This window comes from uncultured Boseongicola sp. (assembly GCF_937988555.1).
GTDB lineage: Bacteria > Pseudomonadota > Alphaproteobacteria > Rhodobacterales > Rhodobacteraceae > Boseongicola.
This window is the reverse complement of sequence record NZ_CALJXO010000077.1, coordinates 18,054-33,123: the sequence shown is the minus strand read 5'-3', so window position 1 is coordinate 33,123 and position 15,070 is coordinate 18,054. Positions and strand designations below refer to the sequence as shown.

The 15,070-nt window shown below is 57.9% G+C and carries 18 protein-coding genes; 9 read left to right on the top strand and 9 right to left on the bottom strand.

Annotated elements, in window-relative coordinates; genetic code table 11:
* The first annotated feature begins 176 nt into the window (after positions 1–176).
* Together Q1B15_RS04390 and Q1B15_RS04385 are read left to right on the top strand one after the other, a co-directional pair.
* The gene (locus tag Q1B15_RS04390) at positions 177–461 is read left to right on the top strand and encodes a hypothetical protein (RefSeq protein WP_299750717.1); all 285 of its coding nucleotides are present in this window, start codon (positions 177–179) and stop codon (positions 459–461) included.
* A 70-nt stretch (positions 462–531) separates the two neighbouring features.
* On the top strand, positions 532–693 hold the full coding sequence (locus Q1B15_RS04385; RefSeq protein WP_299750714.1) for a hypothetical protein: 162 nt from the start codon (positions 532–534) through the stop codon (positions 691–693).
* A 9-nt stretch (positions 694–702) separates the two neighbouring features.
* Here the strand turns inward: Q1B15_RS04385 and Q1B15_RS04380 are convergent, their stop codons facing one another.
* From Q1B15_RS04380 to Q1B15_RS04370, 3 genes are read right to left on the bottom strand one after another with little or no spacing between them, the layout of a single operon-like run.
* Positions 703–1,014 (bottom strand): transcriptional regulator, encoded by a 312-nt coding sequence (locus tag Q1B15_RS04380; RefSeq protein ID WP_299750712.1) that lies wholly within the window; start codon positions 1,012–1,014, stop codon positions 703–705.
* A gap of 3 nt (positions 1,015–1,017) precedes the next feature.
* Entirely contained in the window at positions 1,018–1,995 is a 978-nt protein-coding gene (locus Q1B15_RS04375; RefSeq protein ID WP_299750709.1) for a sodium-dependent bicarbonate transport family permease, read from the bottom strand.
* A 46-nt stretch (positions 1,996–2,041) separates the two neighbouring features.
* Entirely contained in the window at positions 2,042–2,692 is a 651-nt protein-coding gene (locus Q1B15_RS04370) for a carbonic anhydrase (protein WP_299750706.1), read from the bottom strand.
* 276 nt (positions 2,693–2,968) lie between these two features.
* Between Q1B15_RS04370 and Q1B15_RS04365 the strand changes: the two genes are divergently transcribed.
* The 3 genes from Q1B15_RS04365 to Q1B15_RS04355 all read left to right on the top strand — a co-directional run bounded on the left by Q1B15_RS04365 (position 2,969) and on the right by Q1B15_RS04355 (position 5,520).
* Positions 2,969–3,211: a hypothetical protein gene (locus Q1B15_RS04365; RefSeq protein ID WP_299750703.1), complete on the top strand. Its 243-nt coding sequence runs from the start codon at positions 2,969–2,971 to the stop codon at positions 3,209–3,211.
* A gap of 72 nt (positions 3,212–3,283) precedes the next feature.
* Positions 3,284–4,669, top strand: coding sequence for a M17 family metallopeptidase (locus tag Q1B15_RS04360; RefSeq protein WP_299750700.1), 1,386 nt, complete (start codon positions 3,284–3,286; stop codon positions 4,667–4,669).
* A complete protein-coding gene (locus Q1B15_RS04355) occupies positions 4,666–5,520 on the top strand; it encodes an NlpC/P60 family protein (RefSeq protein ID WP_299750699.1) in 855 nt (284 codons plus the stop codon). Before Q1B15_RS04360 ends, Q1B15_RS04355 begins: the two co-directional genes overlap by 4 nt.
* Here the strand turns inward: Q1B15_RS04355 and Q1B15_RS04350 are convergent.
* Positions 5,517–5,864: a DUF2794 domain-containing protein gene (locus Q1B15_RS04350; protein ID WP_299750696.1), complete on the bottom strand. Its 348-nt coding sequence runs from the start codon at positions 5,862–5,864 to the stop codon at positions 5,517–5,519. The two genes, Q1B15_RS04355 and Q1B15_RS04350, sit on opposite strands and share 4 nt — an antisense overlap.
* 447 nt (positions 5,865–6,311) lie before the next feature.
* On the opposite strand from Q1B15_RS04350, the gene Q1B15_RS04345 reads away from it, so the two are divergent.
* Entirely contained in the window at positions 6,312–7,190 is an 879-nt protein-coding gene (locus Q1B15_RS04345; protein WP_299750693.1) for an S-methyl-5'-thioadenosine phosphorylase, read from the top strand.
* On the opposite strand, the gene Q1B15_RS04340 is transcribed toward Q1B15_RS04345, so the two are convergent.
* Positions 7,187–7,951: a DsbA family protein gene (locus Q1B15_RS04340; RefSeq protein ID WP_299750690.1), complete on the bottom strand. Its 765-nt coding sequence runs from the start codon at positions 7,949–7,951 to the stop codon at positions 7,187–7,189. The genes Q1B15_RS04345 and Q1B15_RS04340 overlap by 4 nt on opposite strands.
* Before the next feature lie 64 nt (positions 7,952–8,015).
* Between Q1B15_RS04340 and Q1B15_RS04335 the strand changes: the two genes are divergently transcribed.
* Positions 8,016–8,558, top strand: coding sequence for an adenine phosphoribosyltransferase (locus Q1B15_RS04335; RefSeq protein WP_299750687.1), 543 nt, complete (start codon positions 8,016–8,018; stop codon positions 8,556–8,558).
* 145 nt (positions 8,559–8,703) lie between these two features.
* On the opposite strand, the gene Q1B15_RS04330 is transcribed toward Q1B15_RS04335, so the two are convergent.
* The 4 genes from Q1B15_RS04330 to Q1B15_RS04315 form a co-directional block, all read right to left on the bottom strand.
* A complete protein-coding gene (locus Q1B15_RS04330; protein ID WP_366141670.1) occupies positions 8,704–10,155 on the bottom strand; it encodes an FAD-binding oxidoreductase in 1,452 nt (483 codons plus the stop codon).
* Positions 10,152–10,985 carry an MBL fold metallo-hydrolase gene (locus tag Q1B15_RS04325; protein WP_299750684.1) on the bottom strand — a complete coding sequence of 278 codons (834 nt, stop codon included), beginning with the start codon at positions 10,983–10,985 and terminating at the stop codon, positions 10,152–10,154. Before Q1B15_RS04325 ends, Q1B15_RS04330 begins: the two co-directional genes overlap by 4 nt.
* A 43-nt stretch (positions 10,986–11,028) precedes the next feature.
* Positions 11,029–11,229 carry a hypothetical protein gene (locus tag Q1B15_RS04320; RefSeq protein ID WP_299750681.1) on the bottom strand — a complete coding sequence of 67 codons (201 nt, stop codon included), beginning with the start codon at positions 11,227–11,229 and terminating at the stop codon, positions 11,029–11,031.
* Between the two features lie 164 nt (positions 11,230–11,393).
* A complete protein-coding gene (locus Q1B15_RS04315) occupies positions 11,394–11,519 on the bottom strand; it encodes a hypothetical protein (protein ID WP_299750678.1) in 126 nt (41 codons plus the stop codon).
* A gap of 384 nt (positions 11,520–11,903) precedes the next feature.
* Between Q1B15_RS04315 and glpD the strand changes: the two genes are divergently transcribed.
* Together glpD and glpK are read left to right on the top strand one after the other, a co-directional pair.
* Positions 11,904–13,478, top strand: a complete 1,575-nt coding sequence (glpD, locus tag Q1B15_RS04310) for a glycerol-3-phosphate dehydrogenase (RefSeq protein WP_299750675.1) — start codon at positions 11,904–11,906, stop codon at positions 13,476–13,478.
* A 37-nt stretch (positions 13,479–13,515) separates the two neighbouring features.
* Positions 13,516–15,000 (top strand): glycerol kinase GlpK, encoded by a 1,485-nt coding sequence (gene glpK, locus Q1B15_RS04305; RefSeq protein WP_299750672.1) that lies wholly within the window; start codon positions 13,516–13,518, stop codon positions 14,998–15,000.
* Positions 15,001–15,070: the final 70 nt, after the last annotated feature.

Below are 15,070 nucleotides of genomic sequence, written 5' to 3'. Positions count from 1 at the left end.
TCCAGTTCAGGCCATATCCACAAGGTACTTTGCACGTTTTGGACGGGTCCGTTGTGCGGCTTGCAGCCTGTGGTTGCGGGTTTGCCACGATCCCACCACATTTTGGCACAAGTCCGGCCACATTCCGGGGGAAGTTGTCGTTGACTTGAAGACGCAAGGCAGCGGGGATGTGCGCCATGACGCCAATTACAGATGATCAGGTTTTGTCATTGATGACGGGACTTGAGGCGCGCGAAAAGCGGGCGATGAAACGCCTGGCTGCGGCCACTTCTGATCTGCCAGCGCAACCGGGAGATGCAACCGCGCGGGTGCTTATTTTTCACGGCGGGCCAGTGGCGCAACGCAGACGTCGATTGGTGCCTGCAGACGTGATCCCCCTAGCGGCAGAGCGCACGGCGCAGGCTGCACGAAAGACCGTCCACGGGCGCTTCATTTCAATTGTGCCAATACCGGTGGCTTAAGGTTGCATTCACCGAGAATTCAATTGCCCGCGCGATGCGATGATCTGAGGAACACAAGATGCCCCCGAATATGGATAAACCTACCGAAGCGCACGAGACGCCAGACGGACTGTCGTCCAAAGCGCGCGAAACCCTGCAAGCTCTACGGAGATTTCGGATGTCCCATGCACCGGATCCGGTGTTTCGTTCGGTTCGCAGCAGGCCCCTCGAAAGCCAGATCGTCGCTGACTAGCGTGACGGATTAGAACCGTTCGGCCCGCAAAACCTTTGCATCGGTGATCGATACGACGCCGATATGAGTTTCCACCACAGAAAATGCCGCATCCAACAATGTGTCGAGCCGGTCCGGTCGGATCAGGCAGACCACCGAGACCATGCCGGATGCGCGCGAGACCTGACCTTCACGGCTCCATGCGCCGGAGCTTCCAGACCCGCCGAGCACTGGCAAGACTGTGTACCCGGTGACGTTGGCGGCGCGAAGAGCGTCCGTCAATCGGCGCTCTAGCGGTGCTTCGATGATGATTTCCACGCGCTTGGCATCATGTGTTTCCATGGGTCAGCCTCCGACGATTTGAGTGGCGATGGCGGTATAAAACGGGATGCCGATCACCAGATTGAACGGGAATGTCACGCCAAGCGAAAGGGTGAGATAGATCGAGGGTTTTGCCTCCGGAAGGGCCACACGCATCGCAGCAGGCACGGCAATATAAGAGGCTGAGGCGGAAAGGACCATCATGAGCGCGGCACCGCCAGAAGAAAGCCCGATAAGAAGCGCAAGGAGCAGGCCGCAGGCAGCGCCGATGGGCGGCATGATCACGCCAAACGCAACAGCGCCAAGGCCAAGGTCGCCTCGGCTTTCGCGCAGGCCGCGCCCGGCGACAAGGCCCATGTCGAGCAAGAACAGGCAGAGCACGCCCTGGAAGGGGGCGACGATGAACGACGAGATGGTTGCGAGGCCGTCTTCCCCGGTGATGCCACCGATGAGGAACGCGCCGACGAGCAAGACAATCGAGCCATTGGTCAGGATCTCCCGATAGAGAGCGCTGTCGGCCTGGCCCTGCCCGCCGGCGCGCGACAAAAGCCAGAGCGCAGAGATGATGGCGGGGGCCTCCATCGCAGCGGCGACAGCGACCATATAGCCCTCGGATTCGATGCCGCGTCCGTCGAGGACAGAGGTGGCTGCGACAAAGGTCACGATAGAGATCGAGCCGTAGTGTGCGGCGACTGCTGCGCGGTTGATGGTGTCGAAATTGGTCAGGAAGCGCAAAAGTCCGAATGCAATGATCGGAAGGCCAAACGACAGGACAATGCCCGCAATCAGCGACAGGATTAGCGTTTGATCAACACCATGCGCGGCCACGCCTGCGCCGCCTTTGAAACCAATGGCGAACAGGAGGTAGATCGACATGCCCTTGGCAACAGCCTCGGGGACGGACAGATCGGACCGCACAAAGGCTGCTGCAAGTCCAAGCGCGAAGCTGAGAATGATCGGCGAGACCAGGTTGTCCGCTGCCAGCGACAGTATTTCGTTCACAAGGTCGGTGCCTTTATCGGGAATATTGGTGGTTTGGGGCCTTCGGTCAAACCGGAACAAATCCGTTCGCACGTGTGTCGTAGTTCAGGAGGCTGCCGTTGGTGATGTCCTTCCAAAGACCGTGCAAAGTGAGGTCTCCGCGCTCGACCGCATCAGCGACAAACGGGAAGGTCATAAGGTTTTCGAGCGAGATCAGGACGGCTTCCTGTTCGAGGTCGTGCAGGGCGGTCGCATCATCGGCACGCGGTTGAAGGCGTTCATATCCGGGTCGCAGGATATCCATCCATCTGCCAACAAAGCTGGTGCTGGCCTCAAGTTCAGGTGCGTTGCCCGAGCACATGCGATGACATTCCGCGACGCCTCCGCAATTTGAGTGGCCCAGGATGATAATGTGGGCGACCTTGAGACCGGTGACGGCATATTCGACAGCCGCAGATGTGCCGTGGTGGTCGCCGTCGGGCTCGCAAGGCGGAACGAGGCTTGCGATGTTGCGGTGGATGAAGAACTCGCCAGAGTCTGCGCCGAAGATTGACGTGACATGGACCCGGCTGTCGCAGCACGAGATGATCATCGCGCGCGGATGCTGGCCATCGGCGGCAAGGTGGCGATACCACGCCTGGTTGTCGTCGTAAGTCGTTGCCTTCCAGCCCTTATAGCGGCTGACAAGATATCCGGGAAGCGGACGAGCTTGGTTCATGCGAATGGTCCCCGAGGCCGTGATCTGGAAAATTCAAACAAAAGACACGGCATTTTGCAATCTATATCAATCAATTCTTTGCCGAGCGCAATTAGACCAAGCCCCAAGAGTGGTGAGAAATTGTGCGGTTGAAGAAAGATGGACAACGTAGTGCATTTTTGTCCGGTCGAGATGATTTTCGTCGATGCCGGGCATCCGGTTGATCTGGCGCGGAATTAGGGTGTTTCGCGCGCAGAATTCATAGCTTTTACGGCGCTGGAGGAAATAGACGAACGTTTGAACGCGGCAAATGCTACATGGCGCGTGGGCGCGTTTCATCGGCTGGCAAAGGGTGCACGGTCAGTGGTCGGCATGTTCGGGCAATTCGCTATGCAGACTGCTGCCGCGGTGGCTGGAAAGGTCGCGGTGATTGTCGGAGTGAGTGATCATGCGGCGATGGCGGCCTTGGTTGTGCAACTTGTCAGGGTTGGAGAACGCTCATTGGCAGCGTTTGGGGACATCGCACATTTGCAAAGGTAAGGCTTTGCTGGGACTTGTGGCGCGGATCAAAGCGGATAGGCTGGCCTTGAACAGACAAAAGGCGCCTATCAAATGACATCTCTGATTTTTGCCCCGGCTGATGCCGCGACGCGTCCGCTTCATTTGGTGTCCAAAGACGTGCTCGAGGACTGGCGTGAAGGGCTTGATGCCAGAGCACGCGCCTTCGTTGAAGCCTCGGGGTTCGCCGCCACTGCTGGGGAAGTCGCGCTTTTACCGGACGAAACGGGTGCGGTTGTTGCGGCTGCGGGCGGATTGGGAGACGCGACCACGCGGGCGCGCAAGCGGTTTGTCGTGGCGGAGTTGCGGGGGAAATTGCCAGAAGGAAGCTGGGCGTTTCGCTCGGAGCTTACCGGGGCGGACTTGAACGAGGCAGCCCTTGGATGGCTCTTGGCCGGATACGTGTTTGGTCGATATGCCACGGTGAGCGCGCTCAAAGCGATGTTGGTTGCCCCTGAGGGGGTCGACGCCGAAAGGCTGGAACGGATCGCTGCTGGCGAGGCTTTAACCCGCGATCTGATCAATACGCCCGCAAACGATATGGGGCCGGACGAGCTTGAAGTCGCTGCGCGGGTTTTGGCGGAAGCTTATGGTGCCGAGTTATCGGTGACGACTGATGCTGCTTTGAAGGCGAATTTTCCAATGATCCATGCTGTGGGGCGCGCGTCACCACGTGCGCCGCGCCTGATTGAGATGACATGGGGCAGCACGGGACCGCATCTGACCTTGGTCGGAAAGGGCGTTTGCTTTGATACGGGCGGGCTTAATTTAAAGCCGGGCGCGTCAATGGGCTTGATGAAAAAGGATATGGGCGGCGCGGCGAACGTGCTGGGCCTGGCACATATGTTGATGGCGGGCGATACGCCCATTCGATTGCGCGTGCTGATCCCGGCTGTTGAGAATTCGGTTGCTGGGAACGCGTTTCGCCCTGGCGATATATTGATATCCCGAAAGGGTCTGACGGTTGAGATCAACAATACCGACGCAGAAGGGCGTTTGGTTTTGGCGGATGCTTTGGCGCTTGCGGACGAAAGTCCGACCGATCTGATTATCTCGATGGCCACGTTGACGGGCGCGGCGCGGGTGGCGGTTGGTCCCGATCTTGCGCCATTTTACGCGAGTTTTGGCGATGACGCCGCGGCCCTTGCAGCGGCCGCCGACGCGGTTCGTGATCCTGTTTGGCGAATGCCGTTTTGGGACCCGTATGAAGCGATGATCGAGCCAGGCATTGCTGATCTGGACAATGCGCCCAAGGGTGGGTTTGCAGGGTCGCTCACCGCCGCGTTGTTCCTGCGTCGCTTCGTCACCGAGACGTCAAGGTACATGCATTTCGATGTGTTCGGATGGAATCCGTCTGCAGAGCCGGGCCGCCCAAAAGGCGGTGTTGGGCAGGGGATACGCGCGCTTTATGAGGCTCTGCCAGGGATGCTTAAGCCGTGAGCGATCGGCGATTTCTTGCATCAAACGGCCGGGTTGCACTGGCTGGTTTGGAGGCGGATGTTACGGCGCAGCGATATGTCCAGGGCGAAACTATGTCGCTTGCGGAATGTGCATTTCTAAGGCCAAAGCCTGATGGCGCCCGCGAGAGGCAGCTTTTGTTTGGGGACACGTTCCTTGTGTTGGAGACCGTTGGTGACCACGTCTTTGGCGTGTCTTCCAAGGACGGCTATGTCGGGTATTTGCCGCGTGCTGCGCTGAATTCTTATCGGGAGGCGACGCACTGGGTCTCAGCTTTGCTGACCCATGCATGGCCCTCGCCATCCATCAAAAGCGAGCCGATTTTGTTCCTGCCCATGACAGCACAGGTGCACGTCTTGGGAAGAGATGGCGATTGGCTTGAGATTGAGATCGCGGGCGGATCGGGGTTTGTCCCGAAAAGCCACTTGAACCCGATAGAAGATTGGGCGGAAAGCGTTGTGGCCGCGGCGCGAGCGTTCCTCGGTTCGCCTTATGTTTGGGCTGGGAATGAGCCAAGCGGTATTGATTGTTCGGGGCTTGTTCAGGTGGCATTTCATGCGGGTGGATTTTTATGCCCTCCGGACTGTGACGTTCAGGAAGGGATGCCGGGCCAGCAACTTGGTCCCGATGAGGTCCTTGCCGCGGGAGATTTGGTTTTCTGGAAGGGTCATACGGCCCTAGCAACCGGGTCGGGTACGATTGTTCATGCGAATGCTCATCACATGGCGGTGGTTGAAGAGCTGGTTTCCGAGGCTGTGGCGCGCATTTTGGCGACAGAAACGGGGCCGGTCACATCGCGGTTGAGGCCGGATTGGACGTTGCTTCGGCGTTAGTCGATGGCCCGGATTAATTTGCGTTCAAGCACGCGCAAAACGGCCTTCAGGTCATGGCCGCGTTTGAGAATCTGTCCGTCCATAGCGATCACCGAATACATGCCTTGTTTGCTGCGAAGTTTGGGGCGTTTTTCGATACGATAGATCGGATGTTCGGCGGTCCGACGGAAAACTGAGAAAATTGCCACGTCTCTCAGGAAGGACATTCCGTAATCACGCCATTCTCCTGCGGCGACCATACGTCCGTAAACCCCGAGAATCACTGAGAGTTCTCTGCGATCAAAGGCGATTTGCTCGGCGGGCTTGCCGTTATTCGGGAAGGGCGATGTGTTTTGGATGTTCATCACACGAACCTGCCCGCGGGAAGCAGTCAAATCAAGCCTCGCCGCAACTTCGCCACAAAATTACCTCTGCGGCGGCGTGTTCGCCCCCTCATCTTGCCCCACTTCATGGGCAAACAGAAAGGGTAGCGAACTAACGCTATCCCCGATGCCGCGGATTAACAGCCCCCACCCAGCCCGCGGCATCGGGGACCTTATACTACCGGGATGACAAGCCGCTCGCCAGTTTTGGCGGGCGTTCTTCGTTTTGGGATTGGATCAGGGGCTCGCTCACACATTGCGACGCAAGGTGTTGCCGGTAGGCGATTAAGATAATTGCCGTAAGGCCCCTCCGCCCGTTCCGGGTGTCACCCCGAGGTATTTTGAAAGGGTGAATTCGGACTTTGCCTTCGAGTTGCATCTGAAGCTGTCGCGGCTAGTGTTTCCGTCAAATAGAACTGGAGGCATTTGATGAGCGGGCAGACAATGATCGGGGTGATTGGCGGCAGCGGCGTCTACGAGATTGATGGGTTGGAGGGGGCCACTTGGGTGGATGTCGACAGCCCCTGGGGCGCGCCGTCGGATCAGGTTTTGACCGGCACGCTTGGTGGGGTGGCGATGGCGTTCTTGCCGCGTCACGGTCGAGGGCATGTGCATGCGCCGTCAACGGTGCCTTATCGCGCAAATATTGATGCCTTGAAGCGCCTGGGCGTGACAGATGTGATTTCAGTATCGGCCTGTGGGTCGTTCCGCGAGGCGATGGCGCCGGGCGACTTTGTCATCGTTGATCAGTTCATTGATCGCACGATCGCGCGTGAGAAGTCATTCTTTGGGACCGGCTGTGTGGCGCATGTGAGTGTCGCGCATCCGACTTGTCCTCGGTTGCGTGATGCGTGCGAAGAGGCGGCGCGCGCGTCTGGTGTGACGGTGCATCGGGGTGGGACATATCTTGCGATGGAGGGGCCGCAGTTCTCAACCCTCGCGGAATCAAAGCTGTATCGTGAGGTTTGGGGCTGCGATGTGATTGGTATGACGAACATGCCGGAAGCGAAATTGGCGCGAGAGGCGGAGCTTTGTTACGCCTCGGTTGCGATGATTACGGACTACGATTCCTGGCATCCTGATCATGGTGAAGTGGATGTGACGCAAATCATAGCGACGTTGATGGGGAATGCGGGTAAGGCGCGGACAATGGTGGCGGGTTTGCCCGCACGTTTGGGTCCGGTGCGGAAGGCCTGCCCGCATGGATGCGACCGCGCGCTGGAGTATGCGATTTTGACCGCTCCGGAAAAACGTGACCCGGCGCTGGTGGCGAAGTTGGATGCGGTGGCGGGCCGGATGTTCGGCTAGCACGTAGCGGGCGCACCGGCTTCCAGTTCAAGCAGCTCGTCGAGGTGTTTTTCGCTGATTTCGCCTATGACGAGAGTGCGCCCGACGACCATGGCAGGCGTGCCGTAGATACCCAAAGTGCGCGCGGCACCTCGGCTGCGCGCGAGGCGGCTGGCGACGATCTGGCCTTCAATGTCGGAAACGAACTTGGCCGGGTCGAGGTTAACGGAGACGGCTGTATCGATCAGGAACCCCGGTGTGGGACGGAATGGCGAACCCATGAGGCGTGCCTGAAATTCCGGGTAGGCCGACTGCATGTCCGCGGCAATTGCGGCACGGGCCGCGATCACAGAGGAGGGGCCGAGAAGAGGCAGTTCGTGCCAGTTAATGGTTATGTTTGACCCATTCTCGGCGGCACGCTCTGCGAGGCGTTCGGTCAAGGTCCGGCAATAGGGGCAGAAAAAGTCTGAAAAGACTGCGACGGGGACAGTGTCAGGATCAGATTTTCTGAAGAGCGTACGGCACAGTTGGGCCGGCGCAATCGACTGGGCCGTGGGTTCGCCGCTTCCAATTCCCAAGAAGGCGGTCCCGCTGGAGAGACCTCCGCTTGGGGCGGTCACCCCTTCAAACACTGTCTTGCGCCATCCGGGCAGACTTGCGATGGGCTCGAATGTCATGGCGCGGGGGCGGTGAACCCAGGCCTGCCAACCGCCGCCGACGGCGGCGACGCCGGCGAGACCAAGGAGCAGATCGCGTCTGGATGTATTTGTTTTTTCACTCATTCTACTTGCCAATTCTAGGTGTGCGGGATGTGATGCCGGTTGAAGCGACCAGATAGGGCCGGACATGGATCACCGCAAAAAGACCGTCAAAGACTACATCCGCACGATTGTGGACTTCCCGCATGAAGGCATTCTGTTTCGAGATGTCACCACACTTTTTGCTGATCCACGCGGATTTCGCATGTGTATCGACCAATTGCTACACCCCTATGCGGGCGAAGAGATAGATACAGTCGTGGGTCTGGAGGCGCGCGGGTTCATAATCGGGGGTGCAATTGCGCACCAGTTGTCGGTGGGTTTCGTGCCGATCCGCAAGAAGGGCAAGTTGCCGGGAAAGACGCTGAGCCAAGAGTATCAGTTGGAGTACGGCGAGGCGATCATGGAGGTCCATGACGATGCAGTTCAGCCCGGGGAAAAGGTTCTGGTGGTGGACGATTTGTTGGCGACCGGAGGCACTGCTGAGGCCGGGATCAAGCTTTTGGAGCAGATGGGCGCGGATATTGTGGGATGCGCCTTCATCATTGATTTGCCGGAGCTTGGCGGGCGCAAGAAGTTGGAAGCGCTGGGCATGGAGGTGGAAGTGCTCTGCGAATTTGAGGGGCTTTAAGGAGTGGTGGTCTTTCCACGGCGTTCATTCAGTATAATTTAAGGCCTGCATTCTAAACCGAACGAGCAAGCCTGTATGAAACGAATAACAACCCCGCCGATCAGATCGGCGGGGTTTTGTATTGGCAGAGTGGGTTTTTTCGCGATCAGTTTGCTGCGATAACCGCGCCCGGGTTCATGATGCCATTTGGATCAAAAGCGGCCTTGATCGTGCGCATTGTCGCGAGCTTTGTGGGATCAGCATATCGTGCAAGATCAGCGGTCTTGAGGCGGCCAATGCCGTGTTCGGCGCTGAAGCTGCCGCCGCGGGCGACAACGTTGTCGTGGACCAGGTGTGAGATCTTTGCCGCGATATCAGCGTAGACTTTACGGTCTTTTCCCGCGGGTGGGTAAACGTTGTAGTGAAGGTTGCCGTCGCCAAGGTGGCCGAAGCAATTGATGCGGATGGGGGCAATCTCGTGGAGTTGTTTGTGCGTCGTGTCGATGAATTCGGCGAGGTGGGATAGCGGCAGCGAGATATCGTGGCTTGCAATCGCACCGACAATGCGATTGGCGAGTGGTATCGTTTCGCGCACCGCCCAGAAGTCGTCAGCCTGTTGGCCGCTGGACGCGATGAGACCATCTGTCACCAAGCCATTCTCGAAGGCATCGGCAAAGACGGATTCCAGAATGGCTTGGGGGTCGGTTCCCGCAGAGGTCGCGATCTCGACAAGGACGGACCAGTCGGGCGGAGTTGCAAAGGGCTGGCGCATGTCGGGAAAGACGTCTTTCAGAAACTGAAAGCCGGTACCGGAGAGGATCTCGAAGGCCGAAATGACTTCTCCGGCGGCGTCCCACGTGCGGGCCAGAAGCTCGAGCGCGGCTGTGGGGCTTGGGACTACAAGAAAGGCCGTCGCGGTGTGTGCCGGGCGCGGTGACAGTTTCAAAGCGGCCGCCGTGATGATGCCAAGCGTACCCTCTGAACCGATAAGAAGGTGACGCAGGTCGTAGCCTGTGTTGTCTTTCTTCAGCCGTTTTAGGCCGTGCAGGATATCGCCGTTGGGCAGAACGGCTTCGATGCCGAGGCAGAGGTCGCGCGCCATACCGTAGCGCAGGACGTTCAACCCGCCGGAATTAACTGCAAGGCCTGCCCCGATTTGCGCCGTACCTTTACTGCCGTAGGTCAGAGGAAACAGGCGATTGATATCGGCGGCGGCCGCGTGAATGGTTTCAAGCGTTACGCCGGCTTCGGCGATAAGCGTGTTTTCCTGTGGGTGAATGGCGCGGATCGCCTTCATGTTTTCCAACGACAGGATCAGCGGTTCCGGACCTTTGGTGGTGAGCTGCCCGCCGACGAGGCCTGTGCCGCCGCCAAAGGGTTGAAGGCCGAAGCGATGCGTATTGGCAAAGCGCACAATGGTCGCGACATCCTCAGTATTGCGGGGGGCCGCAACGTAGGTCGGAAGACCGGTCCACTTACCACGTGGTTCCTCAAGGTAACGTGGTTCCGCCTGCTTCAGGGGCAGGTCAGGCAGCGCGCTTTGAAGGGTTGTGGCAGTGTCATGAGTGAAGGCGTTCAGCATGTTCGGACGTTGGTCTTTCAGGGGTGGCGCTGTCAATTTTCCATCGTCAGGAAGCGAGGTTCAAGAACCACGACGGTCGGGCGACTTGGCAGGGTGCGCAAGGAAACTTCGAGCGAGGTTTCTTTGGTCCTGTCAATCGCGAAGTCATCTGAGACACCGGCGAGGAACACCTCGAGGGATCCACGCGAGAACCAGTGCATTGGCAGGACGATCGATGATTTCAGGCGCTTTACGATGCGGATCATCGTCGGGGTGTCGACCGTGAGCCCGCCGTCAATTGCGGCCATAACCACGTCGAGACGGCCCAATGCTGCATATTGTTGGTCGTTTGGTTCGTGGTGGAGATGGCCGAGGTGACCAATGCAAAGACCGCCGGCCTCAAAGACGAAGATCGAGTTGCCGTCTTTCACGCGGGTGATAGCGTCGAAACGGTCCCGGATGTCCGTGGTTACGTTGCGCACGAGCATTTCACCGAGGTCCAGATTGTGGTCGGCGGGCAGTCCTTCTTGACGCCAACCTTCAAGCACATGGGGAATGTTCGTGTTGGGGACGGCGGTCCAGTGCGTGCCATGGGCGTTGTTCATCGTGACGATGTCGGGGACTTTGGTCACGGCGCCGATGAAGCCGTTGTAGTCGGTGATGGCATTGAGACCACCTGACGTTTGGAGAAGAAACATCGAATGATCAATGTAGGTCAGGCGAACGGTGAATTCGTCGGGGAGGGGGGCTTTCCAGCTTGCTCTTTGGATGAATTCGATGCCGGGGTCGGCATTCGCGATGGCGATGCAATGGCTGATGCGACGGTCCTGGGCCGACGCCGTGGTGGCGGCAAGCGTGAGCAGGCAGGCAAGGGCGAGGCGAAGCATGAGGGACTTTCCTTCGGCTATGGCTTATAAATAAGATAGCGCGCTAGGCGCGCCGGGCAAAGGGGTACGGAATTGAAAAGGGCCGCCCAATTGGACGGCCCATGCCTGCGCAAAGAAGCCGCAAGCTTGCCGGAAGCGAAATCCCTGTCAGATTTCCATCGACGTTCAGAACCGATGGATCACCGTCGCTGCGTGGCTGGCTGAGTTGCGGGCCGCCGAAGACGTCGACGAGACCTGAGATCATCCCGCCGCCGGTCTTAAGCCAGGCGAGGATCGTTGTTCCGCCTTGCGGGTGTATGGGTCGAAATCAAGCTCGCCGGTATACGCGAATTCGTTGCGCGGGTTGACCTATTCACCATCCACCTTTGCACTGTAAGCGATCTCGTCATTATCAGGCGTCGCGCGTGGTTACTCCGCCGCTAAACCCTGCGCGTTAATTGCAGTGATTTCGATCGTACCGCAGAGCGTCGCTGCGTTAACAGCGCCTGCCAGAGTGGCTGTGGCAAATGCCACCACGAGAATAGATTTGAGCATGATTACCCCCATACAAATTTAAAATCTTAACAATTTTCGAAATTTTCTCTGGGGTCAGGCAATGCAGTAAAAGTGCCATTTTGCTGTTACATGAGCACATTGTGGAAAATCTTCAGTATTAATCGGCAGATCAGCTTCAATTTGATGGCCTTGGCGCGGGGATGGAGGGCGGCGAATGCATCTCGGAGGCTTTTTCGTATCTGTACTTGCGGCGTGCTTTGATGGCGTTGTGGGATTGCTGCCGTTCTTTGGAATCATTCAAATTACGGTTTTAAGATCGTGAGAAGTACCGCGAAAATCCGCGTTGTGAGGACCTTCGGATTCTGATTGAATAAGCCTTCAAAAGATAAACCCGAGCAAAAGACAACACGAAGGATATGCGTCATGGCCGATCGCGCAGTGGATCTGTTCGTAATTGGCGGCGGCATCAATGGGACCGGCATTGCGCGGGATGCGCAGGGGCGCGGTCTTGAGGTGAAGCTGGCCGAGATGAATGACCTTGCCTCGGGGACGTCTTCGGCGTCGACGAAGCTGTTTCACGGCGGTTTGCGGTATCTGGAGTACTTCGAGGTGGAGCTTGTGAAAAAGGCTTTGATCGAACGCGAAACGCTTCTGAAGGCGATGCCGCATATTTCGTGGCCGATGCGATTTGTGCTGCCGTATCACAAGGACATGCGCTTCGAGAACACGACGCCGGTCTCGAAATTGTTGAAGCTTTTCATGCCGTGGATGCGCGGGCGACGGCCTGGATGGATGATCCGGCTTGGGTTGTTCGCCTACGACAATCTTGGCGGACGCGAGATCTTGCCGGGGACCAAGACGGTTAATCTCAAGAAGGATCCAGTGGGCGCGGCTTTGGACGACAAGTTTGAGAAGGCCTATGAGTATTCCGATTGTTGGGTCGAGGATGCGCGGTTGGTTGCGTTGAATGCGCGCGACGCTGCAGAGCGGGGCGCGACTATTTTGGTGCGCACCAAAGTGCTGACCGCCGAGCGCGACGGAGACCTTTGGCGGATTGAAACGCTTGATCTGATGACGGGCGGGCGGCACACCCATCTGGCGCATGCCATTGTGAATGCGGGGGGCCCCTGGGTTGAAGAAATTGTGCGCGGGGTTGCTCGGCTGAACACAAGCGAAGGGATCCGGCTTGTTCAGGGCTCGCATATCGTGACGAAGCGGCTTTTCGATCACGACAAGTGCTATTTCTTTCAAGGCGAAGATGGCCGGATAATTTTTGCGATCCCCTATGAGACGGATTTTACACTGATCGGAACGACGGATCAGGAATATCACGGCGATCCGTCCAAGGCTGTCTGTACCGACGCCGAGGCAGATTATCTGGTGGCGTTCGTCAACCAGTATCTGAAGGACGATATAAGCCGGGACGACATCGTGTGGACGTTTTCCGGAGTGCGGCCTTTGTACGATGACGGGGCAAAATCGGCGACGGCTGCGACACGGGACTACGTCTTGTCGCTGGATGACAATGGCCCACCGATTCTGAGTATTTTCGGCGGCAAGATCACAACCTATCGCAAGCTGGCCGAGCAAGCGATGGCGAAGCTTGAGCCGCATTTTGAAATGACGAAGGGCGATTGGACGGCGGGAGTGCCGCTGCCGGGCGGAGATTTTCCGGTTGGCGATTTCGCCGCGATGGTTGAGCGGCTGAAATCGGACTACCCCTTTTTGTCTCCGTTCTGGGCGCAGCGTTTGATGCGGGCCTATGGCACGGATGCGTGGATTCTGCTTGGGGCAGCGACGTCAGCGGCTGATCTGGGGGAGGATTTTGGCGCGACGTTAACGGATGTCGAAGTAAAGTGGCTTGTCTCTAAAGAATATGCCCGTTCAGCCGCAGACATTGTGTGGCGGCGATCCAAGCTTGGTTTGCGGATGACGACTGCTCAGATAGCGCGGCTGGATGAAACCATGCCGCAACCACTGGTGGCGGCACTTCAGTAGGACTAAAACCAATCCCGACAGCAGGGAGGACGATCTAATGCGCTATGTGATGGCAATCGACCAGGGCACGACTTCAAGTCGGGCCATTTTGTTTGATGAGTCCATGGCGATCAAGACGATCGCACAGGAGGAATTTCCTCAACATTATCCGGCGAGCGGTTGGGTCGAACATGACCCGTCAGATATTTGGTCCACCGTTGTGGCGACTTGCCGAGCGGCCATCGAAAAGGCCGGGATCAACGCGACGGACATTGCAGCCATTGGCATCACGAACCAGCGTGAGACCACGCTGATCTGGGACAAGGTTACCGGCGAGCCACTTCATAATGCGATTGTCTGGCAAGACCGACGGACAGCGGATTATTGCGCCGAAATGGTTGCGGCCGGGCACGAAGAGACGATCACGCGGAAAACCGGACTGCTGTTTGATCCCTACTTTTCGTCGACCAAGCTGAAGTGGATTTTGGACAAGGTTTCGGGTTCGCGGGAGCGTGCGGCGAGGGGCGAATTGCTGTTCGGGACTGTGGATACGTATATCATCTGGCGTCTTACCGCCGGTGTGGTTCACGCGACGGATGCGACAAACGCGTGTCGCACTATGCTGTACGATATCGAAAAGGGCGCGTGGTCGAGCACGATCTGCGATCTGTTCGATATCCCGATGGAGATGCTTCCCGACGTCCGCAACAGCGCCGACGATTTCGGCGTGACGCGCCCCGATCTTTTTGGGTGCGAAATCCCGATCCTTGGGGTTGCGGGGGACCAGCAGGCGGCGACGGTCGGGCAGGCGTGTTTCCTGCCGGGCATGATGAAGTCGACCTATGGCACCGGGTGTTTCGCGCTTTTGAATACGGGCGACACACCGATCAGATCGAACAACCGATTGCTGACGACAGTTGCTTATCAATTGGATGGTAAGCGAACCTATGCACTGGAAGGATCGATCTTTATTGCCGGGGCGGTTGTTCAATGGCTGCGTGATGGATTGAAGATCATCCGCGAGGCGCCGGAAACACAAGCGCTTGCCGAGGCGGCGGATCCAACGCAATCGGTCGTGATGGTTCCTGCATTCACTGGGTTGGGTGCGCCGTATTGGAAGCCTGACTGCCGTGGTGCGATTTTTGGTTTGACCCGAAATTCCGGTCCGGCGGAGTTGGCGCGTGCGGCTTTGGAAAGTGTTGGCTTCCAAACGCGCGATCTTTTGGAAGCCATGCGGGCGGATTCTCCTGGTGAATTGAAGGGCGTTCTGCGGGTTGATGGGGGCATGTCGGCCAGTGATTGGACGATGCAATTTCTGTCCGACATCATTGGGGCGCCGGTGGATCGTCCCGAGGTTAAGGAAACCACGGCTTTGGGCGCGGCCTGGTTGGCGGGAATGAAGGCCGGGATTTACCCCGATCAGCAAGAGTTCGCAAAGAACTGGGCACTGGACGCACGGTTTGAGCCCAATATGAGCGAAGAGGATCGCGCGCAGAAATACGCGCTTTGGCACAGGGCCGTGCAGGCAACTATGGCCGTTTAGCCGCATGCGCTCTGTTTGCGGTTGCATGGCGGATGAATCCTCGAAATAAGAGTTGTTGTTAACGCTAACG